This window comes from Mesorhizobium sanjuanii (assembly GCF_002529485.1).
Classification (GTDB): domain Bacteria; phylum Pseudomonadota; class Alphaproteobacteria; order Rhizobiales; family Rhizobiaceae; genus Mesorhizobium; species Mesorhizobium sanjuanii.
This window is the reverse complement of the sequence record NZ_NWQG01000013.1, coordinates 21,500-46,215: the sequence shown is the minus strand read 5'-3', so window position 1 is coordinate 46,215 and position 24,716 is coordinate 21,500. Positions and strand designations below refer to the sequence as shown.

26 protein-coding genes and 3 pseudogenes are annotated in these 24,716 nt (G+C 57.1%); 7 read left to right on the top strand and 22 right to left on the bottom strand.

Annotation, left to right across the window (positions count from 1 at the left end; all coding sequences use genetic code 11):
- Window positions 1-6 precede the first annotated feature (6 nt).
- The 6 genes and pseudogenes from CN311_RS03050 to CN311_RS03030 form a co-directional block, all read right to left on the bottom strand.
- The gene (locus CN311_RS03050; RefSeq protein ID WP_165779568.1) at window positions 7-672 is read right to left on the bottom strand and encodes an IclR family transcriptional regulator; all 666 of its coding nucleotides are present in this window, start codon (window positions 670-672) and stop codon (window positions 7-9) included.
- 130 nt (window positions 673-802) lie between these two features.
- A pseudogene (locus tag CN311_RS33220) lies at window positions 803-1,450 on the bottom strand (ATP-grasp domain-containing protein); the annotation flags it as partial.
- Window positions 1,451-2,577: 1,127 nt separating this feature from the next.
- Window positions 2,578-3,156: a cupin-like domain-containing protein gene (locus tag CN311_RS33810; RefSeq protein ID WP_097571935.1), complete on the bottom strand. Its 579-nt coding sequence runs from the start codon at window positions 3,154-3,156 to the stop codon at window positions 2,578-2,580.
- Between the two features lie 1,279 nt (window positions 3,157-4,435).
- Window positions 4,436-4,546, bottom strand: a pseudogene (locus CN311_RS33805) (DUF1403 family protein); the annotation flags it as partial.
- 3 nt (window positions 4,547-4,549) lie between these two features.
- On the bottom strand, window positions 4,550-4,687 hold the full coding sequence (locus tag CN311_RS33800; RefSeq protein WP_425351047.1) for a hypothetical protein: 138 nt from the start codon (window positions 4,685-4,687) through the stop codon (window positions 4,550-4,552).
- A gap of 193 nt (window positions 4,688-4,880) precedes the next feature.
- Window positions 4,881-6,041, bottom strand: a complete 1,161-nt coding sequence (locus CN311_RS03030; RefSeq protein ID WP_097571933.1) for an IS30 family transposase — start codon at window positions 6,039-6,041, stop codon at window positions 4,881-4,883.
- 478 nt (window positions 6,042-6,519) lie between these two features.
- On the opposite strand from CN311_RS03030, the gene CN311_RS32860 reads away from it, so the two are divergent.
- Together CN311_RS32860 and CN311_RS33795 are read left to right on the top strand one after the other, a co-directional pair.
- On the top strand, window positions 6,520-6,786 hold the full coding sequence (locus tag CN311_RS32860; protein ID WP_208866415.1) for a hypothetical protein: 267 nt from the start codon (window positions 6,520-6,522) through the stop codon (window positions 6,784-6,786).
- Window positions 6,787-6,788: 2 nt separating this feature from the next.
- Window positions 6,789-7,058: pseudogene (locus tag CN311_RS33795) on the top strand (transposase); the annotation flags it as partial.
- On the opposite strand, the gene CN311_RS33725 reads toward CN311_RS33795, so the two are convergent.
- The 3 genes from CN311_RS33725 to CN311_RS03015 all read right to left on the bottom strand — a co-directional run bounded on the left by CN311_RS33725 (window position 7,009) and on the right by CN311_RS03015 (window position 8,070).
- Window positions 7,009-7,194 carry a hypothetical protein gene (locus tag CN311_RS33725; protein WP_342586603.1) on the bottom strand — a complete coding sequence of 62 codons (186 nt, stop codon included), beginning with the start codon at window positions 7,192-7,194 and terminating at the stop codon, window positions 7,009-7,011. The pseudogene CN311_RS33795 and the gene CN311_RS33725 sit on opposite strands and share 50 nt — an antisense overlap.
- 202 nt (window positions 7,195-7,396) lie before the next feature.
- Window positions 7,397-7,642 (bottom strand): helix-turn-helix domain-containing protein, encoded by a 246-nt coding sequence (locus CN311_RS03020; protein ID WP_080680407.1) that lies wholly within the window; start codon window positions 7,640-7,642, stop codon window positions 7,397-7,399.
- Between the two features lie 215 nt (window positions 7,643-7,857).
- Window positions 7,858-8,070 carry a helix-turn-helix domain-containing protein gene (locus CN311_RS03015; protein WP_097571932.1) on the bottom strand — a complete coding sequence of 71 codons (213 nt, stop codon included), beginning with the start codon at window positions 8,068-8,070 and terminating at the stop codon, window positions 7,858-7,860.
- A gap of 125 nt (window positions 8,071-8,195) precedes the next feature.
- On the opposite strand from CN311_RS03015, the gene CN311_RS03010 reads away from it, so the two are divergent.
- On the top strand, window positions 8,196-8,447 hold the full coding sequence (locus CN311_RS03010; RefSeq protein ID WP_097571964.1) for a DNA -binding domain-containing protein: 252 nt from the start codon (window positions 8,196-8,198) through the stop codon (window positions 8,445-8,447).
- A 29-nt stretch (window positions 8,448-8,476) separates the two neighbouring features.
- Here CN311_RS03010 and CN311_RS03005 read toward each other — a convergent pair whose 3' ends face one another.
- The 12 genes from CN311_RS03005 to ehuB all read right to left on the bottom strand — a co-directional run bounded on the left by CN311_RS03005 (window position 8,477) and on the right by ehuB (window position 17,541).
- A complete protein-coding gene (locus tag CN311_RS03005) occupies window positions 8,477-8,962 on the bottom strand; it encodes a DUF2285 domain-containing protein (RefSeq protein ID WP_245440704.1) in 486 nt (161 codons plus the stop codon).
- A gap of 64 nt (window positions 8,963-9,026) precedes the next feature.
- Entirely contained in the window at window positions 9,027-9,278 is a 252-nt protein-coding gene (locus tag CN311_RS03000; RefSeq protein WP_133117124.1) for a transcriptional regulator domain-containing protein, read from the bottom strand.
- Between the two features lies 1 nt (window position 9,279).
- Window positions 9,280-9,912: an acyl-homoserine-lactone synthase gene (locus CN311_RS02995; protein ID WP_097571963.1), complete on the bottom strand. Its 633-nt coding sequence runs from the start codon at window positions 9,910-9,912 to the stop codon at window positions 9,280-9,282.
- 100 nt (window positions 9,913-10,012) lie between these two features.
- Window positions 10,013-10,738 carry a LuxR family transcriptional regulator gene (locus CN311_RS02990; RefSeq protein WP_097571929.1) on the bottom strand — a complete coding sequence of 242 codons (726 nt, stop codon included), beginning with the start codon at window positions 10,736-10,738 and terminating at the stop codon, window positions 10,013-10,015.
- 18 nt (window positions 10,739-10,756) lie between these two features.
- Entirely contained in the window at window positions 10,757-11,086 is a 330-nt protein-coding gene (locus tag CN311_RS02985) for a helix-turn-helix domain-containing protein (protein ID WP_245440703.1), read from the bottom strand.
- Window positions 11,087-11,203: 117 nt separating this feature from the next.
- Window positions 11,204-11,962: a maleate cis-trans isomerase family protein gene (locus CN311_RS02980; RefSeq protein ID WP_097571928.1), complete on the bottom strand. Its 759-nt coding sequence runs from the start codon at window positions 11,960-11,962 to the stop codon at window positions 11,204-11,206.
- A complete protein-coding gene (locus CN311_RS02975) occupies window positions 11,959-13,194 on the bottom strand; it encodes a M20 metallopeptidase family protein (protein WP_208866414.1) in 1,236 nt (411 codons plus the stop codon). Before CN311_RS02975 ends, CN311_RS02980 begins: the two co-directional genes overlap by 4 nt.
- Complete coding sequence (locus tag CN311_RS02970) at window positions 13,194-14,375, bottom strand: M24 family metallopeptidase (RefSeq protein WP_097571927.1); 1,182 nt, start codon at window positions 14,373-14,375, stop codon at window positions 13,194-13,196. Before CN311_RS02970 ends, CN311_RS02975 begins: the two co-directional genes overlap by 1 nt.
- A 22-nt stretch (window positions 14,376-14,397) precedes the next feature.
- Window positions 14,398-15,057, bottom strand: a complete 660-nt coding sequence (gene ehuD, locus CN311_RS02965) for an ectoine/hydroxyectoine ABC transporter permease subunit EhuD (RefSeq protein WP_097571926.1) — start codon at window positions 15,055-15,057, stop codon at window positions 14,398-14,400.
- A 6-nt stretch (window positions 15,058-15,063) separates the two neighbouring features.
- The gene (gene ehuC / locus CN311_RS02960) at window positions 15,064-15,732 is read right to left on the bottom strand and encodes an ectoine/hydroxyectoine ABC transporter permease subunit EhuC (protein ID WP_097571925.1); all 669 of its coding nucleotides are present in this window, start codon (window positions 15,730-15,732) and stop codon (window positions 15,064-15,066) included.
- A gap of 51 nt (window positions 15,733-15,783) precedes the next feature.
- Window positions 15,784-16,599, bottom strand: coding sequence for an ectoine/hydroxyectoine ABC transporter ATP-binding protein EhuA (gene ehuA, locus CN311_RS02955; RefSeq protein WP_097571924.1), 816 nt, complete (start codon window positions 16,597-16,599; stop codon window positions 15,784-15,786).
- A 78-nt stretch (window positions 16,600-16,677) separates the two neighbouring features.
- Window positions 16,678-17,541 carry an ectoine/hydroxyectoine ABC transporter substrate-binding protein EhuB gene (ehuB, locus tag CN311_RS02950; protein ID WP_165779567.1) on the bottom strand — a complete coding sequence of 288 codons (864 nt, stop codon included), beginning with the start codon at window positions 17,539-17,541 and terminating at the stop codon, window positions 16,678-16,680.
- 293 nt (window positions 17,542-17,834) lie between these two features.
- Here ehuB and ehuR point away from each other — a divergent pair, with 293 nt between their 5' ends.
- The 4 genes from ehuR (at window position 17,835) to CN311_RS02930 (ending at window position 22,808) form a co-directional block, all read left to right on the top strand.
- Window positions 17,835-19,220, top strand: coding sequence for a MocR-like ectoine utilization transcription factor EhuR (gene ehuR / locus CN311_RS02945; protein WP_097571922.1), 1,386 nt, complete (start codon window positions 17,835-17,837; stop codon window positions 19,218-19,220).
- 1,170 nt (window positions 19,221-20,390) lie between these two features.
- Window positions 20,391-21,680, top strand: coding sequence for a diaminobutyrate--2-oxoglutarate transaminase (gene ectB, locus CN311_RS02940; RefSeq protein ID WP_097571921.1), 1,290 nt, complete (start codon window positions 20,391-20,393; stop codon window positions 21,678-21,680).
- Window positions 21,681-21,764: 84 nt separating this feature from the next.
- Window positions 21,765-21,887 carry an ectoine synthase gene (locus tag CN311_RS33205; protein WP_245440710.1) on the top strand — a complete coding sequence of 41 codons (123 nt, stop codon included), beginning with the start codon at window positions 21,765-21,767 and terminating at the stop codon, window positions 21,885-21,887.
- Window positions 21,888-22,097: 210 nt separating this feature from the next.
- Entirely contained in the window at window positions 22,098-22,808 is a 711-nt protein-coding gene (locus tag CN311_RS02930; protein WP_097571920.1) for a hypothetical protein, read from the top strand.
- A gap of 1,073 nt (window positions 22,809-23,881) precedes the next feature.
- Here the strand turns inward: CN311_RS02930 and CN311_RS02920 are convergent.
- Complete coding sequence (locus CN311_RS02920; RefSeq protein WP_165779566.1) at window positions 23,882-24,493, bottom strand: 4'-phosphopantetheinyl transferase family protein; 612 nt, start codon at window positions 24,491-24,493, stop codon at window positions 23,882-23,884.
- Between the last annotated feature and the right edge of the window lie 223 nt (window positions 24,494-24,716).

The window sequence follows — 24,716 nt, the reverse complement described above, 5'->3', positions numbered from 1 at the left end:
TTTGGACTAGCCGCGCTTCTTTCGACCTAGCGAGAAGACATTGGCAAATTCAGCGGCTGTCCGCTCGAGCTTTTCCTGGAGAACCGGCACAAGTTGTGATCCAATGCGTTCCGCGGGGCCTGTGATACCGAGCGCATATATCGGCGGCTGATCCGGCACCAGAATAACCGGATAGACGATGGTGAAGAGGCCGCCTATGTGCTCGCCATTCTCGATAGCATAGCCCTGCTTCCATGTCTTTCGATACTCTGCCGCATGGGGCAGCAGAACGTGGCCGGGTAGAACACCGCCGACACTTGCATCGGGCGGTTCCATGACGATTGACTGTATTGTGGCCCCGTAAAGTCGTGCAATAAAGCAAGTCTCTCCGGTCTCCTCGGCGAGGGCCTTCAGGAGTCGCTTGCTGGCGAGTTGTAACCAGGCATTGTCTGACTGGAGGATTTGCGAAAGCCTTCGGCCAAGCTTGAACGTGCCACGTCGGCCGCCCTTTTCGATCAAATCGCTGGCGGTCAGCGCGGATAGCAGTCTGTTCACCGTGGTCCGGGGCAGCCCAAGCATCACCTCGAGTTCACGCGTATTGAGCCCATCGGGCGGGCCGAGAACGGCTTCGAGGATGGCGATATACCGCTCGAGCGGACCGGATTTCGGTTCACGGTTCCTAGTCGAGGTCACGGCAAGATTCCCTCCCTTTGATCCGCTTCTACGAAGGATTTGTGTTGCTTGGTCAACCTTATCGGGCCTCGAAGGCTCTAACGTAGCGTTAACTCTCAGCGATACGCTCATGCTCCTCATCAGTCAGCTAGGCCGTAAAGGTGAACTCACGAAAGACGAATGCGGTGGGCGGTCGAAGTCCCCATTATGCCGGCGCAATAATAGGGCCTTATGCGAATTCTTCGACTAGTACCCTCGGCGAAGACCGCCATGTGCTTCCCGCCCAACAGCTCTGTAGTATGTTAGGCTAACTCATCGACGTTGCCGTTCAATCGGAAACCCATGATGCCAACTGCTGACTTAAGAATCACCGGCAGGCCGATCTCCGCGGCAGCGCTTTCTACGTCCGCAGCACCTTGCCAAGCGATAAGCTGCTATAGGAACGCCGACTACGCGAGAAGCTGACGTTGACGAAATTGTCGCAGTATAATCGATACGGGGTTTGGTCCTGGCAGATCGAAATGCCGTAAAAGCTTGCCAACTGTCCCATATACCACCTCGTCGGCGCTCGTAATGCCAGCAACGTCATGGGTCGCGCAGCCGAGAACATTCGCGGATCAGCGCGTCGAGATTGCTGTATCGACACGGATTGCCTCGACCCTTTCCGCCGCGAGATAGTCGTACCGAGCTGGATCGGCCGACGGAGCAATTGGACGAAGGCCAGACGCCGGGCTGCTTGGACGAATAGCAGACCATTGCTGCTCGTGCCTTCATGCAGGATGAGCGCTCTTCTTGCCATTGGCTGTTAACTCCGACCTTGCATCCTTTGCGGCCGTGCGAGTGAACATAGCAAAGCTTTCAGCCGTGCTTGACCTCGGACCCTCGTTGAGATTGCCGTCAAATTTGCGAGGGACCATACCACTATCAGCGACTTGCGGTCGTGAAAGTTCTGTAAACTTATTTGAAGGATTTGTTTCAACGGTCGATGATCGGCGGTGTGGCACGGCTTGCGGCGCGGCACTCAGCGGATCTTCCTCATATTTGGTGCAGGGGCGCCGTCTGTTTCTACTGTCGTTAGGCGGCTGCCAGCAGTCTGTTTCTCAGCAGCGTATACCCGGAGCGCCCTTACATCTGGCGCTTGATGGTTTTGAGACGGTTGATCTGTCCCTCGACGGGATTGGTGCTCCAGGGCTGGGTGATTGCGGCCCGAACAGCGTCAATGTCACGCCCGATACCTGCTGCAAGAGAAACCAGTTCGCTGTCCGTGGTGTGCTCGATCCATTGCTCGAGGCCGGCATCATCGTCGCCGCAGGGCGACCGTCTACAGGTGGACCTCCGCCCGCGAGGTGCATTTTAGTATACGATGATTCCACGGGACGAAATCCCGACGCGGGAGAGGCTTGCGCGACAATGTGCTTCGGGCCCGTCAGATTGATCAGCCACCCGCTTCGCGGACTTCATCGAGGCCAGCGGCATGGGCCGCGCTTGGGGGCCGGACATCGCTGGCCCAACCCAAACCGCCATCCCCATGTGCGTCGCCGGTCTGCGTCAGCACTATCACACCGTCTGGCATGACAAGCCCCGGCCCGGTTCATCGCGTCGTTGAGCGCTTGGCATCAATCATCCAGCAGCCGGGTTACTGTCTTTCTTTACTGCTACAGTCTATCGGCGCGGCGGCTCCGCGGTTTTTAACGGCAACCTCGGCCCGAGCATCCACTCGAAATGATGGTATAGTCACTGGCGGTTCGTTGGTACACACCCAATTCCGAGTGAGAATACAAGCAGCGCGTTGTATGTTACAACGCCCAACTATGATCGGCTCTGGCGATCCGTTGCTCGCGAGCTCCCTGCGGCCCATCTGTCAACTTAAATAACTCAAGTAAGGACTGTACAACGGAAAAGTCACAGATTCAGGCCTTTTGGCGATTACTGCCAATGCCGTGATCGCGTTGTAGTAGGCGACTTCTGTCGGCATTCCAATGTCCGCATGCGCCAGCGCGTGCAATACAGGTCCATGTGAAAAATCGATATTGAACGAAATCGAGGTCGATAAGCTGCGAACAGGTGGAGGGTTCCTGGTGGCATATACAGGATGTCGCCAGCACATACGGTGACGACGACGGGTGTCGCTTGCTCATATTGCGGAAAAGCGCACATGGTCCGGTTGCTCGGGATCCACATCAAACCACGTGCAACTGCGGGACCACAGCACTTAGCTTGGCTAGGTGGAAGGATGGTGAACTGCTTGTCGCCGTAAATCTGGAAGAAGAGGTTGTGACTTAGCAAGGTGTCGAAGTGGAGTGGGGTAACGGTGCCGGCCGGGCCCATGAAGAACTGGGAGTAGCGCCACCAATGCGAGCGATACGACGGATCGAGAAAATTTGCCGGAAAGGGCTGACAATCCTCCGCCAGATTTTCCACCAAGCCGAGTAGGGGAATGTCATGGAAGTACGGATCTGCCGTCGCGTTCGATGAGGCCCCATACCCCTCCGGCGGTTGCTCCATGACGAACCGAGCGTAATCTGCGAGCCGCCAGGAGGAAACTTTGATTTCGCTCCTGTCTAAGCGTCTTGACGGGCACAGTGAGTGATCCGGCGATCTCTTCAAAATACTGCGGCGACCAGCGCTGGCAGGCCTTCCGGGGGAGCATGAGGTTTTGTGGGGTAGTCACGTTGCGGCCGACCAGACAGACACTTTCTGTGGCGCAGTTCCGGCCCGCTTAGAGAGCCTCCGTGGCCAACCGCCCCACAGTTCCTCTTGCTCTCCAATCTGATTTGCTGGCCCTTGGGAATCCCCTTCGATTCAATCCAAATTCATCCCGCTCTAGGCCGTTCGCTGCGCGACATGATCGAGACCGCCCATGATCTTCAGGGGCACGATCGCCAAGTATTTCCTCGACCTCAACTGCGAACGGACGATGGAGGGGCTGAAAGCCGCCCTCGCCCGAGGCCTCAAATGCGGGCGACGCAGGAAACTCAGCGAGGCTGATATGAAGAAGGCCCCGGCGATATTGAAGATGTCGAGATTCCGGGGCGCACATCGATAAGCACCTTGGCGTGTCACGCACGACGTTCTACGCCTACTTTCCGGCTGCCCGACGCAAGAAAAAGGCCGCGTAATGCCAATCCGTTCGCATCGCCGCTGGTTTTATCCCGTCGATTGGCGACAATTGTCGGAATGGGTGCGCTTCGAGCGTGCCAATGGCCGCTGCGAGCGCTGCGGCCGGCCGCATAGCAAGACTGTCTCCCACCTGAGCGATTGGCCGATGGTACGACGAGGACGCCGGCAGCTGGCGCGACGCTGACGGCCGGGCGGTCGCAAACTCCCTGCCCTGCCCGAATGCGTTGGCCTCACGAGGTCCGCATGCTCAACGGAGCGAGCCGGCTGATTGTCGGACCTCATTGTAAGCCGGATTGAGCGAAGCTGCGGGTCGGCCTGGCGCTATAGGGATTGTAGCCTGGAGGAGCCGTCGGGATTGTCTTCGCCAGGCCGATGAACGGCGCTCGCGATTCGACCACAGCGATGGACAACATGGCGGAAGGCAAAACCGTGATGGCGTGAGCCGTCAGACAGGCAGCAATGGCCTCTATCGCCGGGCTGGCTGCTTGCGGCTTTGTGCGGTGGGACAAAGGTCCGGGTGCCGGCGCGTATGGCGACGGGGTCGAACCAGATGATGTGGACGCACCCGGCGTGATCATGAAGTGTCATTCCAGAAGGGGTTCGGCGGCGCCTGCCCGCACCGCCAGGTGGCGAGCGTAACCATCGCCCCTCCGAAAAGACCGGCCGGGCCACAATCGTCGCCGGGGCGGGTAAGGAGCAAAGAATCGCGCAGCGCCGCTTCATCCTCGATGCGCCCCGCCTGCCTTGCCGTCACCGCGGCCGCCGCAAGCGCCAGCCGCTACCGCCAGGCGCCAGCCCATTTTTCGTCCCGGCGCACCACCGCGTCGAGCGCGCCGATGGCGGCGCCGGCGGTGATGGCAATGTCCTGAACCTCTTTTCCCGCAAGGCTTTGCGCATCCGGGACGGTCCGGCGCAACCAAGCAGGCACCGTTGCTATCGGCGCGGAGCCTGCGAGTGCACCGACGGGTGTGCCTTGGTGGCGCGGGAAAGGTTTAGGCCGAAGAATCATCGACGAGAAGCATGATTCACGACGGCGGTTTTGGCAAGCATTACCGCCAATAACCGCCGCGCTTGTCGATAAGCCTTTACGTCCGATAACTTGGGCGGGTTCAACCGATCGCTGCAACACACTCAGCGAACTTCTCCGCTGGGGTCTGATAGAGCAAGGTCTTTCTGGGGCGTTCGTTGAGCTGCCGCGCGATGGCGCTGAGCTTTGCCTGGCTGTGCAGGGATAGGTCGGTGCCACGTGGCAGATATTGGCGCAGTAGTCGGTTGGTGTTTTCATTCGAGCCGCGCTGCCAGGGCGATCGAGGATCGCAGAAGTAGACCTCGACGTCCGTGGCCAGCGTCAGCCGCTGGTGGTCGGCAAGCTCTTTGCCTCGGTCCCACGTCAGCGATTGATAGAGCTCTCCGGGCAATTTCTGCGACTGCTTGATTAGGGCTGAGACGACGCTTTCGGTATCTTTATTGGCGACCTTGATCAGCATCACATAGCGCGAGTGACGCTCGACCAGCGTCGCCACGTAGCTGTTCTTGGACCCGCCGATGAGGTCGCCCTCCCAGTGGCCGGGAACTGCTCGATCTTCGACGGTGGCGGGCCGTTCGCTGATGGAGATTGCATCCTTGATCTGGCCCAGCCCACTCCGCTTCATGCTGGCGTGCCGGGAACGGCGGATCGTGCGCCTGGCTCTAAGATGCTCCAGCAGTTCCTTTTTCAGCACTCCGCGTGCCTGAATGAACAGGCTGCGATAGATCGTTTCGTGCGACACCTGATTATGCGGCTCCCCTGGGTAGGTGCGCTTGAGCCAGCCGGCAATCTGCTCTGGCGACCATTTCCGCTGCAGCTTGACCGATACTGTCCGGGCTAGGGACGGACAGCAAGCCAGCTTGCACAGCTTGGGGCGCAGGGCCCGATCCCAAGCGGCGTGATCGGAACGTGCTGCTCTATACCGATCAGGCCCGCCATTGCGAAGGACCTCACGACTGATCGTGGACGGCGATCGACCCAGTGTGTGGGCGATCGAACGCAAAGAGCACCGCGTACTGAGCCCTCGGGATATCTCCTCCCGCTCGCCCAGACTGAGCGCCTTGGGCGCCCGTCGCCGCTCGGCTGGTCGAATGCCGCCGGCTGGGGAGATCACCGAGAACACCGATGATGACGCCCGATCAAACCGCCGCCCAATCGACTTCATCGACTCGCCAGCCTGCCATCGATCCCAGATCTCCGATCGCTGGGCGGCAGAATAATAGATGCGACGTCGCTGCTTCATGGCCCACACTCCATCTTTGATGAAAGACTAGTGTGTTGCCCTCACCGATTGAGCCCACCTGCCTTATCGGACGTATGGCGAGCCTGCTGTTGGTCATCCAAAAATGCAGTTGCAAGGTGAACGCAAGGTGGTCTCCATGCATCGGCTACCGCAACAGCATGTCTGCAGTATATCAGGCGCAATTGTTAGTTCGCCAGGCAACTTTGACGGGCTCGTGTTAAATGACGTTACGATATATTGTAAACGAGGTAACGTATGATACATACATGTCGCGCAACGCGCTCCCGACGAAGATCGAGAATCGCCGCTAGACTAGTTCGCAGACAGTCAGGTATGCGCGCAAAGGCCCAGGATCCGAAGGCGATTAAGACGTGCGCCTGTCGTTAGGCGATCGACCAGTATCATCATTGGTCAGCACGACGCCAAATAGAAGAACCGAACCATCGTCGTGCTGCTTTGTCATTCGCGCTCTTCGCAAATGCTGTTCGGCAGCGAAACACAAAACGACACCAGATTTTTGCTGCCGCTGAACCTGAAAGTTGTGGTGAGCTTACCATTGACAGCGATTTGTGGTCGCAAAGATTCCATGAATTTGCTTGAAAGATCTGTTGCAATGCCTAAACAAGAACGCAACGAGATTGGCGAGGTGCTGGTAAGACGGCAAGCTGGCGAACTCCTTCAAAGCGAGGTCGCTGAATCAACACCTTACAGAGGGAGGCGATCGGCGCCACCTCTACCTAAGTGACAGTGCTAACCTGCACCGGGCACCTGATCCGCCATCTGCTTGAGTTCGTGTCGAGCAAGGTCGCGAAGCCGTTGTGCCGACGCTCAGCGCCATCTGCCGGGGGGCGGACGCTAAGCCGGCATGAAGGCTCTTGAAGACTTCGAGAACCCGGCGATCACTCAAGCTGGCGGCGCGGCTGGCAGCACGTCGTGCCGGTCTTCGCCTATCCGAGTGTGCGCAGCATCATCTACACAACGGATACGGGGGTCGAAATGTCCGCGGCGTGTCGGCGCCATCTCCAATAGCGCTTAACCCCTGGTCACTCAGGTCGCACCAGATCGATATGGCTGACGCGGAGGGCATGACGATAGTGGGGTTCCTTTTGCCCATCTTCGGCCCGCTGATGTATTGCTGGCTGAAGCCGGAGATCTCGGCAAGCTGCTTCTGCGTAAAGCCGGCCTTCTTCCTGATCCTGCGTGCATTTCGTCCGACTAGCTTGCGCGCTCCATGCGAAGGTCAGCAAGTCAAAGCCATTGAGTTTATGCCATCGATGTGCCCGAACCATCTGCCGCCGGGGGCAGCAAATCCAGGCTACGATTTTGGTGACTTGTCGCTTGCCAAGCAGCACAAGCTATCGGTCACGCAAGCGACGCACACGTGCGAGAACCTCGCAAGGGTCGATTTCGAGCGCTTCCGCTACATCGAGGAACTCAATGACGTCCATGCGACGTTCACCGCCCTCATACTTGGCCACGAAAGACTGCGGGCGGCGAAGCGCTTCGGCAACCTTGGCCTGGGTTAAGCCCTTGTTCTTGCGCGCAGCTATCAGCTGTTCCAGCAGCCGGCGTTGGCGGGGCGATCGAAGGGATTTCGGCATCAGATGAACCGGCCAGAAGGGAACCGGCTCATCGACTAATCCCAGTTTCGGATTATCCCATTTTAGGATAAATTTGCAATCCACAAGGCAGGCCGCGCCATGGAGCAAACTGTATGGTCGAGACCATGTCGAAGAAAAGCGGGCTCAATTCATGGGCGGCGGTTGCGCGCCATCAAAATCGATTTCGGCAATCCGGGATGGACCGACCGCCTTTGTTACTGCGGCGGCCTAATCAACTCACAAGGATCAACGTCAAGCGCTTTTGCGAGCCGGCCAAGCACACTGACACTTGCGGAAACCCGAGCACGCTCGATCGAGCCCACATAGCGCATGCTCAGCTCTGCGCGGGCAGCCAATTCTTCCTGCGTCAGGTCCTGATCATGGCGCAAACGACGCATGTTGATCGCCATGACTTCCGTGAGGTCCATGGCGAGATAGGGACCAGAACCGGAACTATCGTTCTAGGAACTATCGTTCCTATTCGCTATGGTGAGCCAACCGAGGAGAAGCCGTGCCCGATCACAACAAACCCCAAACCGGCAAGAGGGTCGCGATGAAACGCAAAGTCCAAGACGAAGTCCCCTGGTCGGACAGCCTGACCGCTTACGACAATGAGCACTTCACGATCTATATGAGGCTCCTGGACGCGTCCGCCGACGATGCCAGCGAAGACGAGATGGCGCAGCTCGTCCTCGGCATCGATCCGATGCGAGAACCTAAGCGCGCCCGAATGGCGGTTCGCAGCCATCTCGATCGGGCAAACTGGATGGTTACGACTGGATACAAAGAACTCTTCGCGCGCTGACCGCCTCCAGGTGAGCTATTCCAACCATCTTAGACGAGGAAATCCCGATAGCCACGATCCATGAGCATGTGACCGCGCCGGACGGCACGGCGGATTCGATCGCGAAGGTGGTTGCGCGGATCCGTCCAGTCGGCCTGGACGCGTTGCTGGGCCAACAGGGCCATTGCGATTTGGCGGTGCGATGCCCCGCCTTGTGAGCCGTCGAGCGCCTGGAGGACAAAGCGCAGACGGCTGGCGCGCGCTTCGGGGGGAAACAGCCTGTCGGGAAGTTGTCCAGTCGCGTAAAGAGCATTGAGGCATTCGAGCGCATTCAGGTGCTGCCTCATTCGATCGGCGGGCCAGATCGCGTCGACGGAAAGCCGAACGGGGCGCAAAACCTCCGCGCCCGCCACGACAAGCTGCAGGTTCCGGTGAGCATTTCGCAGCACGACGTGCTGGCGACCGTCCGCTGTGATCACGATTGCTACCCGACAGGGCAATGCAGCGAGATCAAACGAAAGAGTTTCGGGCGACATTGCCTTTTCCGCAATGACCGGCAGGACATGGCGGCATTGGCGGGAGCACCAGAACACAGCCGCATCAGGCCTCAAGGAGCTTGCGAAACAGGAGCCCCCACCGCGTCAGATCGAGCAACGATCTCACCACTTCTACTTCGAAGCGCCTTTCTGCAATTTCTGCCTGCTCAAGGGCACGCCTCAAGTCACGCTGGAAGGCCGGATTGCGCCGCAGGAATTCCCAGGCCCAGCCGCGTCGGGTCAGGTAGCGCGTATAGCGATAGGATTTCTCATCCTGCCAGTCCGGCCAGTCGGCGTCATTACCTATCATAACCATGTCAGGCGCCCGTGCAGAGCACGGGCGCCCGCAGCACGGGACCGCCAAGAACGCCGTTGTGGCGGGCCGCAGCAAGGCTCTCCTCTGACACATCCAAAAAGCCGGCAACGGCGCGCGTGGTGCCGATTGTCGGGGGCGGACCTATCCGGTCCAGCGGCCATCCGGCGCGACGCAGGGTTCGCTCCATGCGCAAATCCGTGACCGTGACGATATGGGTCAGCCGCCGCGACAAACCGAACTCGATCATGCCGGCGAGGAGTTCATAGGTGGCAACAGCAATGCTCCCACTGCCCTTCGGTGCAGATGGTGGGAGATCAAGGGCGAAACAGCTGCTTTCCCAGACACTCGGTTCCTCGGATGCCGTTCTCCCCTCCAAGAGCCTCGAAAAGACATCTCGCAGCATCGTCGGCCCCGTCGAGGGCAGAAGGCGTACGCCGCCCCCGACGCGACCGGCGGAATCGCGCAACACAAGATAGTGCGGTTTCAGGGGATCGAATGAATCGATCTCGAAGCCGCCGGTCGTGCGCACGTTCCGGCCGAGCCGCTCCTTGAAGACGCGGTAGCGCAGGCGGTGCATTTCGTGAAGTTCGTCGGCAAAGGCGCCGTACCAGCCGGACGCGATAAGCTCAATCATGATGGTCTCCTCGCAGGTATGGTCCTGCCATTGGAGGGGAACCTTCATGCCGCGACTGCCTGTGCATTTGCACAGGTAGATCAAAGAGGGATTCTGTCCCTCAGAGAATTGATGATCGTGAGGTGGCCAGCAGCGTCACCGCCTGATTTTTGGTGCGCACGCCGAGCTTCTTCTTGGCATTGTCCAGATGGAAAGCGGCCGTGCGCTCCTTGATGCCCAAGATGCAGCCGATCTCCCAGGCGGACTTGCCCTTTGCCGTCCATTGCAGGCATTCGTACTCACGGGGCGTCAGCGAAACACCATCCACCGCCAGACCGCCCGAAAGCTTGCGGCGAACAGAGATGTGAAAGCACATCGCCATAATCTCGAGCGCCTGTTCATATTGCTCGGCGAAGCGCATGAAGGTCGGATCAAGTCTGTCTGCCGCGAAGGTCATCGCAGCGACACCGCCGCGGCGATCAACAAGTGGAATCGTCAGTCCGCAGCAGATGCCGAATTCGGCAGCCTCATCGAAAAGCTGTTGCTGTCGCGTTGAAATGCCGGCATGGCCTAATCCCGGTCCCCACTGAAATGGACATTCGCTGCATCTTGCCCATTGTATGACCGGGTCGATCCTTTCATATTGGTGGCGCAAGTAGTGCGACGCCCAGCCCGAATGATAGTTCGATATCAGCCTGGGTTTTGTGACGCGATCAGACACCAGAGACAGATAGGCGAATGCGGGAATGTCGAAGGCGCCGGCAGCGTTGGCCAATGCGTTATGGAAATCGACTTCGTCGACGCTCAAAGACAACTGTTCCAGCAAAGTTTCGAAGACGAGCTGCATTTTCTCCTGCGGCTGTTTTCAATAATACATGTGGTTTTCTGGCTTCTTGCCAGCTACGGCGAGGAGAGTCGCCCCCGAGATATTCGACGCTGGAGAAAATTCACCGCGGTGACTACTCCCCGGACCTTCGCCGTGGCGGCGCTGTTTGCGTCGGGTGGCGGGGCCCATGCCGAAACAGGCCTGAAAGGCACGTGAGAAATGGCTGCGGTTGGAAAAACCCGTGGCAAGCGCCACTTCGACGAGCGGAAGGTTCGACTGCAGCAGGATCTCGTCGGCCTTCTCCAACCGCAGAGATCGATAGAACTGCATCACGCCCTGTCCCAACTGTTCCGTTGCCAGCCGCTCCAATTGTCGCACCCTGTCTGGACGTCCAAGCGGCCCAACGTCTTAGCCTTCATAACCCTGTCGCTATGCAAACGAGTACCGTTGCCCGGCTGTTCGTCGATGAATTTGTAGCTGTACATCTCACGTGGCGAACAGCGTTCCTAGTCCCGTCAGCGGCTGAGTATACCCGGCTATTCGCAAGGCATCCCACAGCATCGCCTGGTGGGCAGTAATCACAGGCTTACCTAAGCTATTTTCCAGAGAATCGATAATACTGGAAGTGCGAAGACCTGTACAAGGGATGAATATCGCCTGGGCATCGGGCGAATTGATAGCTTGGCCAGCCGCTTGAATGCTCTGCGGCGTGACGTTAATTATTTCATAGTCATTTTCAATCTGAAACGAGCCGCAGCAAACGACCGAAATCCCAGCGCCTCTCAAGCAACCGATCATTGCCTCGGTGACTTTATCCGGGTACGGAGTCAACATTGAAACACGCGCAATCCCAAGCTCTCGGAAAGCCTTGTACGCGCCGGTCATGGGCGACGTTAGCTTTGCTCCGGGAACAGTCCGATGAAGTTCTGCTTCGAGTTTAGCTTGCGAGATAAGGGCAGATCCAGATGTGCAAGCGTATGCAAACACATCCACTGCCTGGCGCGGAACAAACAACTCCGCTGCCTTTGCTATCTCATGTGCATGGCCCTGCAAATTCTCAATGGTGATCGGATTGTGCGTCTCAATCCGGGTAGCGGATATGCTCACTCCATCATCCGGCAACATTTTCCGCAGTTCATACTCGGTGACCACATCCGTCGAGAGAGCAATCAAGCCGATGACGACCTGTCCTGCCATTCCAGCATCGAGTGAGGCTTCAACATGCTTGATCGGTATTGTGCTCATGACGGTCTGGCCTCATTTGCTGAACGCTGAAGGGTTCTGACTATGGCCCAGGCAGCGCGCGCCGCGCGCAGCACATCATCGTCCGAAACTCCGAACTCTGAGGTATGGACATGGGTCCTGTTTCCCAAGGCTTCATTGTGGCAGCCGAACCAGAAATAAACTGATGGGAGTTTCTCAGCGTAGAATCCGAAGTCGTCAGCTCCCGCGAGAGGCCTCGTCGGGACGAGCGATTCAATCCCATAGATATTGGCAATCGCCTTTTTTGCTCGCTGACTAATGTTCGGATCGTTGACGACAGGTGGTTCTCCGGAAACCAGTTTGAACTTAGCCTCTCCGCGATGCATCGCGGCGATGTGGGTGGCGAGTTTTTCGAGGCGTGCGCCGAGTCTATGACGCGCTTCCGGTGATCGGGTGCGCAGTGTGCCATCGAGAACTGCTCGATCGCAGACGATGTTGGTTGCCTCACCGCCGTGGAAACGACCGATAGTAATTACAGCGGCTTCATCCGCGTGGCTTTCCCGAGAAATCAGCTTCTGGACTTCGGTGACGAAACTGGAGGCCATAGCTATGGCGTCGATACCTAACTCGGGCCACGCGTCGTGGCTTTTCTGCCCCATGAAGACGATCTGAAATTCATCGGAAGACTTGGTTACCGGACCTGCCAGGACCGAAAATTTCCCAGATGGTATTTCCGGGTTCGCGTGCATGCCCACCGCGCAATCGAATCCGTTTAAGAGACCCTGCTCAGCAACCGTCCGGCCGCCAAGCGGCTCAGCCTCCTCCGCAGGCTGAAAGATGACGCGGACTTTGCCCGCGAAATGCTGGCGATAGGCAATAGCCGCCAAAGCGACCCCAAGCGCAGCCGACGCATGTGCGTCGTGGCCGCATGCATGCATTTTTCCAGGAACGCGCGACCGGTATGGGAGGTCAGGTCGCGCCTCTTCGATCGGCAATGCATCGATGTCACCGCGAACGACGACATTGAACGGAAAACCATTGCCTTCACCGACTACATCGATGAACAGGCCAGTCTTGTGAAAGACGTCAGCATTCCGGATCCCCGCACAAGCCAGAAACTCAGCAATTTTTGCCTGAGTCTTGTACTCTTCGTTCGAAAGCTCCGGATTTTCATGCATGTAGTGTCGGAGAGAGAGGATTTTCTCCTCGCTCCACGCCGGCAGACCAAATCCCTCGTCGCCGAGGCCGAGTTCCATGCCGTTGAATGTGCGCATCAGTCGATCACAATTAATTGTCGTGGAGAGTTCGCCAGGCATTCCGGCTGACTGTCAGTGATCAAAATGCTCTCGGTGATTTCGATGCCCCAGTCGCCGAACCAGAGGCCAGACATAAAGTGGAAAGTCATTCCGGGACGCAACTCGGTACGGTCGCCGGTCCGGAAGCTCGCGGAGTGTTCGCCCCAGTCCGGGGGATAGGCAAGGCCGATCGAGTAGCCGGTACGGCTTGGCTTTTTCAGTCCGTAACTTTCAATGACTCCGTAGTAGGCCTGCGCAACGTCTTCGCAGGCATTGCCCGGTACAGCCTTCTCGAGTCCAGCCGCCATACCCTCAAGCACGGCCGTTTCCGCGTCGATGAACTTCTGGTCAGGCCTACCGAGGTAAAAGGTTCTCGAGAGTGGGCAATGGTACCGCTTGTGGACGCCCGCGAGTTCGAAGAAGATGCTTTCCCCTGAACGAAGCTCACGATCAGACCACGTTAGGTGGGGCGCGGAGGCATCGATCCCGGCGCCGATCATGGGAACTGCCGCGGGGTAATCACCCCAAATGCCGTCAACGCCATGAATGGCGGTATGATAGATCTCAGCAACTACGTCCGATTGCTTGACGCCGGGCCGAAGCACTTCGGCTACCCGCTGATGCATGGCTGTCGCGATTTTGCCCGCCGCGCGCATGTACTCGATTTCGCGAGGCGACTTGACGATCCTCTGCCACTTCACGAGACGGGTGGTATCCTTGAACAGCGCATTTGGAAGCACCGTGGACAGCGCCTCAAAAGCCGCGTGAGTGAAGTAGTAGTTGTCTTTCTCAATCCCGATGACACCTTTTGACCAGCCAAGATCGGCAATCAGCGAACCGAGCGCAGTCATTGGGTGATACTGAGATGATTGAACGTAGTGGTCTCCATAGGACTTGATCCGGCTCTCATCCATGTAGACAGTTCTGCGCGCGCCGTTGGCATCCATTTCGCGGCCGAACCAGATGGGGTCTTCGTCCTGGCGAACGAGCACACACTGATGCACGTAGAATGACCAGCCGTCATAACCGGTGATCCATGCCATGTTTGCGGGGTCTGTGACGATCAGAAGGTCAACACCATCGCGCTGCATTGCTTTTCGGGTCGCCTCGAGCCGAGCTCGATACTCTGAAATTTCGAAGCGTAACGTTGGTGCGGTCATGTTAGCCCTTTTGTTCTACTGCTCAAGAAGCACGAAGGTTCAGATAGTTTTCAAGAAGCTTGATGATGGCCGCGGAGCATAGACTGACAATCAGGAAGCCGGCTGCCACGAGCGTGATTGGTTCGAGATAGCGATAGTTGAAGTTGGCCTGGGCAAGAGCCTCACCCATCAGGTCCATTACGGTTATCGCGGAGAGTATCGGCGTCTCCTTGAACATCGCGATCACATAGTTCCCCAGCGGCGGTATCATCGGCGGGATCGCTTGAGGCAGAACAATTTCTGTCCAGGTCTGTCGGGACGTCAGGTTGCACGCTCTTGCCGCTTCCCACTGGCCAACGGGAACGTTGATAATTCCCGCCCGGTAGACCTCCGACAAATAGGTGCCGTAGTGCAGCCCGAGACCGATCACGCCTGCTGCAAAAGGAGACAGAAGCACTCCAAGGTCGGGCAGAACATAGAAGAGGAAGTAGAGCTGCACCAGCAGCGGCGTTCGCCTGATCCCTTCCGTGACAATTACGGCCGTCCGTCGTAAGGAATTGACCGGCGACATCTTCGCTACTGCAAACAAGAGACCAATGACCATCGCAACGACGGACGACACTAGTGTAATCTCCACCGTCACGATGAGCCCCTGGATCAGGGCAGGCACTATTTCCGTAACAAAATCCCAACTCCAGTCCATGTCTCCTCACGCTCCCATAATCGCCATGCCGCGGCTAGATCGTCTCTCCAGCCAGCGCACCAGGCCCATAAGGACCGAGGCGATCACAAGGTAAGTGACCAAAATCAGCATGAACGGCATTGCGGTCTCACCGGTTTGAGAACGCACCATCTGCGCTTGAAACGTCAGTTCGGATACGGTGACGAGCGAGGCAACCGCCGTGCTTTTCATGATTTCGATGGCGAGATTGCCGAAGCTCGGCAGCATCACGACGACTGCCTGCGGGAGTATGATCCACCACATGGCCTGACGACGGCTTAAGTTCAGCGCGATTGTGGCTTCTTTCTGATCGCGTCCGACAACCTGAACTGCGGCTCGAACGACCTCTGCCCCGTAAGCACTCCCATTCAAGCCGATCGCGAGAAAACCTGCTTGCACAGGGCTCAGGGAAATTCCGGCCAGGGGGAGCACGAAATAGGCGGCAAACAGCTGGACGAAGATCGACGTCCCACGGAAGAACTCCACGTAGATGCGCGAGACAGCACGAACCCCCAGCAGCCGGGACAGCAGAGCCAGTCCCGCCACGAACGCCATTAGCAATGCGAGTACACAACTAAGGACCGTGAGCTCAATGGTTGCCAACGCTCCACTGAGGATGAACTGCCCATATCCGAGAGTGGGTTCTAAGTTTTGCACGCCATCATCACCAATTATTTGCTGGCCCGCTGGATCTAAAGCGCCTTGCCGTCACGCCCGTTGTCCCGCCGCGATCACCTTGCGCAAGAAGCTCTTCGTGCGTTCGTGGTGCGGTGACTGGAAGATTTCGCCGGGAGGCCCATCTTCGATGATCTTGCCCTGTTCAAAGAAGAGAACCCGATCGGCAAAGTCCCTCGCAAAGCCCATCTCGTGGGTCACGAGAAGCATCGTCATATCCGTTTCGTTTCGCAGATCGGTGATGACGTTGAGCACCTCCTCGACCAGTTCCGGATCGAGCGCGGATGTAATTTCATCAAGGAGCATGATTTTTGGCTGCAGCGCGAGCGCCCGTGCGATGGCTACACGCTGCTTCTGACCACCCGATAACCTCGACGGATACTCGTCCGCCTTGTTTGCTAACCCTACTTTGTCGAGGAACTGCAAAGCTCGCTCATTCGCCTCCAGCTTTGTCAATCGTCCGGTCAGGACCGGCGCCAACGCCACGTTCTGAAGTGCCGTTTTATGCGGGAACAGATTGAAGTGCTGGAATACCATGCCAATGTCGGCCCGCATTTTGCGTAGGTGCGATTCCGATGCGGGAAGATTCTTGCCGTTTTTCTGCTCGCGGGTGAGCGACACGCCGTTGATCAGGACGTTGCCTGAGCTGATGGTCTCAAGTGTCATCAAGATCCGCAGAATGGTAGTCTTCCCGGAACCAGATGGACCGATAAGGGCCAGATGCTCGCCAGGCTTCACAGAAAAAGAAAGCTGGTTCAGCACGTTGAAAGTGCCGTAGCTTTTTCCTACGCCTCGGAATTCGATTATCGGCGCTGCGGCAGACTGATCTGGTGCAATATACAGTCTCATCGAGAAGGCTCCTTTCTCGGGAAATGCTTCGCCGCTTGACGGATCATCGCCAAGCCGCGTGATTTTCGAGCGGAGATTCTAGCGGCACATCTCAGCAGTCGACTTGGCTTTCGAGAGCAGCTCAACATTCGCCTGCAGACCATACTTCGACATAATGTTAGCGAACTCCCCGCTCGCAACCAGCTTCTCGAGACCGGTGTTGTAGGCGTCGCGTAGCGCGGTATCAGATTTGTTGAAGGCCGCCGCCGCACAATCAATCGGCGTATCAGAGATAGGGATTACGGCTTCAAGAGAGTCATCACCGGAGCGTTTCTTCATGTCGAGGACACCATCTCCGTTGAGAGCAATAGCGTCGATGCGCCCGTCCTGAAGCATTTTGACCGCGCTCGTATTATCAGGGAAGTTGACGATGTTCCCCAATTTGATCCCTCGGGCGACAGCATCCTTGCCTTGAGTACCTCCAGCCGGAACACCGATCTTTATGCCGAGTTCAGCGGCCTGGTTATAGCTGTTCACACGCCCGGCCATGTCGTGGCGCAAGAGAAAAGCTTGCGCGGTGCACATCACCGGCTCCGAGAAGATAACCTGCTGGCAACGCTCCGGGCGGATGTTAAGACCACCCGACGAAACCATCTTAACACGATTAGCTTGAAGCGCCGGAATCATTGCGCCGTAGGCCATGGTAACGCCTGAGAATTGTTTGAAGCCAGATTCCTCGAGAGCGGCTCGGTCAATATCCGGACCAGCACCAGACAATGTTCCATCGGGCTTCAGTTCAGTGTAAGGGGGCTCGTTGCCAATGGCCACAGAAACATCCTGACTGACGTCTAGATCTTGTGCCGAAGTGGACGTGATGGTCAACACTGCTAGCATTGCTCCAAGCGCCAGGCCGCATGGACGGATATCAACTCGAAAAAGCTGACTGCGAGTCTTCGGTGCCATTGCTGTTCCCCTTTGCGTTAGTTTCTCTATCGATTGCGTAGCTTCTGTTGCAGCGCCAGCTTTTGCAGCACTAGCGTTTAGGTCAGACCGTTGGCCCAGCGCATCTTCAAGCCCGCCAGAGGTCCATTTGATCTGGGGTTCCGCTCCCATGTTTGGTCGCCTTCATTAAACATGATAATTGTGGAAAATTTAGTCAATTGCCAAAATTGTACAAGAACAATAAACATGCTGGATCGACTGCCTCTCAGGCTTGCAGTAAGGTGGGTATTCGAGCAACCGGCTAGGGATGAAGCATGACAATTTGGGCACCCTCAAAGGAGGGTCTTTCACAACCATACTTTCAGGCTATTGCCGATCAGATTTCTCAGGCCGTTTTGCGCGGCGAGCTCAAACCGGGCGAGCAGTTGCCGCCTCAGCGGCAGCTTGCACATAAACTTGGCGTATCGCTGCCTACCGTGTCACGCGCTTATGAGGAGCTTGCTCGCCGAGGTTTCACAGCTGGAGAAACGGGGCGCGGAACGTTTATTCGCAACAATAACCCGAACCCAGAGGCAGTGTCGCCCTATGTTCCGGAGCGGCAATCGGGTCTCATCGATTTGTCAATATTAAAGCCGATCTGCGATACCATACATCTTGAACGCATGAAGTCCGCGCTTGCCGCGCTTGCCGTCGATATTCCTCCGAGCACGGTCCTCGGTTCGCGCCCAAGCGCTATGTTTGCGCGTCACCGCTCAATCGCTGTGGAATGGCTCAGGCGCTGCGGTTTGGAGGCGGACGAAAAAACTATCCATCTCACCAACGGCGGGACGCCGTCGCTGACAGTCGCTTTGATGACTGCTTGTCAGCCTGGCATGATGATTGCCACGGAAGCAACGGGGCTTCACGTCATGCTGCCTTTGGCCTCGTATTTAGGGGTGAAGGTCCAGGGGGTGCAGATAGATGACTGCGGAATTGTTCCGGAAGCGTTGGAGAGCGCATGCCAGCATAACAAAATCCGTGCGCTTTTCATGATGCCAAATGCTCTGGGTCCAACCGCCTTCTTAATGGATGAGAGCAGACGTATCGCGATTGTGGAGATCGCCCGGAAGCACGACCTAATCATCATCGAGGATGATGCGCTTGGCCCACTCGTCGACAAGAGGCCGCCGCCATTTCAAGTACTCGCACCAGAGCGAACGTTGTATATTACTAGCTTTACTAAGCCTGTGATGCCTGGGTTGCGCACTGGCTATCTGGTCGCGCCAGAGCGCCTTCTCCCAGCCGTCGAGAATCGGCAACTTGTCACGAACTGGACCGCGACTCCCTTAATCGCGGAAATTGCGGCCCGATGGGTTGAAGATGGGACTTGCCTAGAGCTAGTCGAATGGCAGCGAGCCTCTCTCGCCCGACGTCACAAACTTGTCGCGAAGGTTATGAGAGAATTTCCGTATCGGTTTCATCCGCAGAGCCTGCATATCTGGCTTCCGCTTGGTCCAAGATATCCCGAAGACGAATTCGTGTCACATGCGCGTAAGCAAGGGGTGGCAGTTGCGCGGGGTGCAGCGTTCGCGATTTCTGAATCTCAGCCGGCAGTGCGAATATCGGTTGGGTCCACGACAGAAGAAGACCTGGAAAGAGGGTTGACCGTGATTCACAATTTGCTGCACAGCGAGCCGGAGCCGATCCTCTTCGACCTGTAAGGCTTTGATCATCCAAGCCAACTCCCAGGCGAACTGACGAATTGTTCACCAGATCATGCAGATACTTTTCCGTTCGTATCCGATGAAGGCCGCCTTGCAGGATTAGCCGAGGCGTAGCTGACTGTCGATATGGATATCCCTATTAACAATCATCATCTCACTCGCCTCGATGTTGTTGACATGGGCCGTCGCCGCCGATGGTCGCAAGAAGCGATGCCTCGGATCGTGTGCGCGACTTTGGCGCCGTTTCGCGGCTTGTCTCCCCTTCGGAATTGTCAAGTTGCGCAACGGGAGCGTCGATTCTCAACATATTCGGGCACTGCGCTGTTTGCGACACATCGGAACGCGAAACGGCGTGGTCGAGATGAAGACGCAAATCCGCTGTCCTGCCGACATCTGCCCGACCAGCGCGTCCTGCGCATCGTCCTCGATCGCATCACGCGGCTTGTGACATGCCTACGGGGGCCGACGTCCCGAAAAACAAACCCGCCGACGGCAACCCGCAGATTCTCGCCTTCCACCACGGCGGGCACCGCCCGTTTGCGACCAAGCCGAAAGATCAACATCATGACCCCTTGGCACCTCATCATTGGTCACGCTCCCGGCCGTTGATTTAGGAGTACTAGGCCTCTTTAAACACAATTTTGCAAAACCTTAATCCCTATCATTTCTGCGAATGATATCTTCCAGGCCGCTGCAGTTCGGAGCAAAGATTCTTAGAACAAGGATCTTTGCCAGAGGCCGCGGCGATTGCTTCGGAACTTTGGTCAAGCGACCGGTAGCCGCCTGGGAAACGAGACAAATCCTCGGGGAAGCGTGGCGTGTTTGGCCGCTGGCTTTGTTAGCATCGCAGGGCCTGCGGCGCCGGGGTGCTTAACACTGCCAATGTTGGGGTGCGAGGCGCGGTGGTGTTCGCTTGGAGGATTCGAATGGTCAATGATTCCCAGAGCTTCTCGTTGCGACGCAACGTCCAGTATTGCGAGCCCTGCTTAGCAGCGATTTTGCCGACACCTGCGTGCTCGCTGAGCGCGCCGGCGCGGTGGTTGGCTGGTTGTCGGCCTATCGACGCCGAGCGACCCATCCACGCGCTTGATAGCCATCGACCCCATCGCATGCTTTGAAGCCTTGCAGGCATGCCCGCCTGCCTAGCCAATACCTAAGGAGGCAACGATGACCGACCAAAATGCAAGGTATCGCGAGGAGGAATTCGCGATCTTCAACCATCTCGAGTCAGAAGTTCGCAGCTACGCCCGCAGCTGTCCCGTCGTTTTCGCGACGGCACGAGGCGCCCAGCTGTTTGCGCGCGATGGGACAGCCTATCTCGACTTTCTCATGGGATGCTCAAGTTTAAACTATGGCCACAATCCCCCTGAGCTGAAGGCCGCGCTCACAGACTACATTGCGAGTGACGGCATCACCCATGGCCTTGATCTGTATAACGAAGCCAAGGAGTCTTTTTTGCGGGAATTGGAGGAGACGATTCTTAGACCGCGACAACTCGACTACGTCGTTCAGTTTCCCGGTCCGACCGGGGCTAACGCGATCGAGGCTGCCCTCAAGCTAGCGCGCAAGGTAACTGGTCGGTCCAACATCATAGCCTTCACCAATGGCTTTCATGGCCTGAGCCTTGGCGCTCTTTCCTGCACCGGCAGCCGATTCCACCGCGCTGCCGCCGGCCAGTTGCTCGGCGCCGTCACGCGGCTACCCTATGACGGCTATCTTGGATCCGCTGTAGACACCGCCGACTACCTTGATCACCTGCTCTCTGATCCCTCCAGCGGAGTGGATCTCCCGGCTGCGGTGATTCTCGAGACAGTCCAGGGCGAAGGTGGCCTGAATGTCGCCGGCCCGGAGTGGCTGCGCAAGGTGGCCGCCATTGTGCGCACTCACGGGGCATTGCTGATCGTCGACGATATCCAGGCGGGAATTGGCCGGACCGATGCGTTCTTCAGCTTCGAGGCGGCCGGTTTCCGCCCGGACATCGTAACAATGGCCAAATCGATATCGGGCTATGGTTTGCCTATGGCTGTCTTGCTAATTGACCGATTACTAGATGTGTGGCAGCCGGGAGAGCACACCGGCACATTCCGCGGCAACTGCCATGCTTTCGTCACCGCCCGCGCAGCCCTGCAGCACTTCTGGCGAACGGACAGTTTGGCAGCTTGCGTCAGGGAAAAAGGCAACCTGCTGAAAAGTCGCCTTGATCAGATCGCGGGAAAGTACGACCCAAGTCGAGTGTCAGCTAAAGGTCGGGGTATGATGCGGGGCATCGATCTGAAGTCTGGCGAGATTGCCAGTCAGGTCGTTAGGACCGCCTTTCAGAGGGGCCTCGTCGTCGAGGCCGCCGGTCCTAAAGACGAGGTCGTGAAATGCCTGCCGCCCCTTGTCATTGGGGAGGATCAGCTTAGCCAAGGCCTCGAGATCCTCGAGGACGCGATCGACAGCGTGATCGGCGGATAGTGAAGACGGCAGCTTGGGAGGTGAACCATTGTGGCCCGGCGGATCCAGACGACGGGCTGGGAAAGCGTGCGGTTACTCCTCGGGATGGGCTTCTCCTTCCATATCATCACGATCCTTTCGGGCACCTCACTCAAGATGCACTATCGGAACCACCTTGAGGCGGTTTATCTCTGGAACGGGCTCTATCGAGGATTCCCAAGCGGATGACGTCCATGTCATCGTCGTCATTCTAGCTGCCTTACACCGTACTACGGACACAGCAGCAGACCAAAATAAGACGGCCCGTCGAATTTCGATGGATCTGCCGTCGTTAGCTGTCCGTTGGGACTTCGCATTGTACGACATTGCGATGCGGGAAGCTCGCGACATTTGGCCTGATTTTCAGTGCATATCAATCTAACGCTAGAGTACCCTGCAATGCATGACGACGCGACCGCCCTTGAGGTATCCACATATATCTGCTCGCTTGACCGAAAGGCCCGCAAAGCGGGCGTGCGTTTCAGGATGGGGGACGATTTTGAGGAGTACCTTTCAATTACCAGTAAGATTGCCGGGAAATATCCTACCTTTCCGAACTTCCGCCCGGATTGTTCACAGCTTGAGCCCGGCAAGGCTTTTTGGGTGGTTGGAGAAGATAGATTCAGTAAAGTAGCGCATGTCCAGGCAGTTCGTGTGGATGATCTGGCGCCCACCAATTTGGCTGACCATCTTGAGTCATTGAAAGCCTGCTATGTGGATCCTGCAAGGCATGCCGGCCCGGGTTCGTCGTGTGTTTGTGTCGCGCCGACTGCTCGGATCATAAGCGGGATCGTAGCGTATCATGGCGATTTATGGCTCCGAAGTGACCTTAGAGGACGGGGCTTAGCACGCACGCTTGCAGGTGTTGCTTTTGGGCTGGCATGGGCGAAATGGTCCCCCGATTTCATCTATGCTCTTGTGCCTTCTTGGCTTATCCAAAAGGGAGTCGCCGATCAGTACGGCTACCTTCACAGAGAAGCACACGGATCCGTCCTGAGTTTACCTGATCGAGACATCGAAGATGATGACTGGCTCATTTGGCTAACTCAACCCGAGTTATCCCAGCTAATCAAATCCTCGGCGACTGAAACGATCGAGCGGCTTTCCTGAGCAAAGCTTTGGTTTTTACTTGTCGGATTTAGACTAGACGTCACAGAAGGCGCTATCCACGTCAACCCGCGAGGGACCAGGACCGACGGACGTAGAGCTCGCTGCATCATGGTTGATCCCTTGTGAAACCAACCAACGCGAGCCAGCGCTCGAACTTCATCAAAAGTGAGTCGAGCCCTTTTTGGGTGCCGATCCAGGGTTCCCATTCCGTGCATGGCCGACAAAAAAGCCCTGGGCCATCAATCACACGTGAAATGTGCGGCGCTCATGTTATGGCACGCAAACGGCTGATGAAGGTGCGCGAAATTCCTAGTTTGTCGACCAAGTGGTCAAAACAGACTGCGGCATTTGCGCCATCGGCCACCATGGCTATGTCATCGGTGAGATCGAAAAGCAGATGGCGGCGGATGAGGAGTTTAAGAGCATAAGTAAGCAGTTTGGCGATCGGGATTTTTTGTTCCCAGAGATCGTCGCCTACCTGCGATCGGACGATATCTGGAACCAGACTCGCCGGTGGCGCACTGGTCAGAGAATCACAAACTGCAGTAGGATAACCCGCCTACGAAACGATACGCCCCGGAGAGATGATGACCCCGCTCGGACTCCAAGCAACCGCTCGGCTATGTTTCTGAACACGCCGACTGTTGCAGGGTTGCCGGCTTTGGCTTTGCGCTGTCCAAACAACTATCGCGCTGGTTTGCTCGAGGCATCGCGCCGAGGACGATTACCATTTCTGAGAGGATTGATGATGCGCCTTACCTTTGCCGATGAGCTTGAATAGGCTGCAAATCAGATAGCGGACGCATTCCGCGTGGATATGCACGTGACGCTGCGCAGGACGTTCTTGCAACCGCCATCCGATTCTATTTTAAGCGTAAAAGCGTCGTGGTTGCCAGGCTGGCGACCCTCCTGATGGTCGCGGTCAGCGTTGCGACGAAGGAAGCCACCGATGTGGGGCAATGTGCCGCGCCTCGCTGCTCGTGGGCGACGAGATCGACTATCTGCCGGTCGTGCCCGGCGGTGAAAACTTTCCTAGCCCTAGTTTAAGTTTAGAACGCGGCTGCAGCACGGCATTACACCCAAGCGTCCAATTGTGATGGCAGGCCGCGCATGATGATCTTTTGAGGAGCATGCGACGCTAAATGCCCTACCAATGGCCCGCAGATTGGGAGTGCGTTGAGGTAATATTGCACGTTATCAAATTGCACGGCCGGCTCATACCAGCCCGTATAAAGGCCGCGCGGGTCTTGGCGGAGACCAAGACCGGCGCATTTCAGTACGGCCTCTTTTCTGGTCCAGAGCTCCAAGAACTTCCGCACAGTCAACTCGCTCGGACTGTCTTCAAAAACTCCTGCCTCTTGGTCGGTCATAATGTGGCAAGCCAACTGGCGGTAATCTGCCAGGGGGCGCCAACGCTCAATATCTATCCCGACCAAGCCCAAAGCTGATACGGCGACGGCGGACCAATCGTGGCTATGAGACTGGCTCACTTCAATACCGTGCGCCGGTAATTGGGGCTTGCCGAAGCGCGAAACGGTCATCTGGAGATCTCTGGGCGGAACATGCAAGTGCGCTGCAAGGATGATTCGAAAAGCGCTCTTTGCCTGAAGATATGAAAGGCGCGTGTCCATGTGACGAATTTTTTCCGCCCGTTCCCGCTCAGCTGGACTCAGCACTTCGCGCATGTGTAACGCCGGGACCGTCAGCTGTGCATGCCGGAAAACCCAAACGTCGATTGCGCCCGTCTGCCTATTCGAATGCATGCATCAAAGCTTGCTCCACCACAAAACAGTCAAGACGTTGACGTTTTGGCCATTTATACCCTTCAACTGCCTTACGTGTCTTGGGTCGTCGTTACGGACTAGGAGCCACTTCTACACTGCCGATGGCTCGCGATGTGTAAAGATA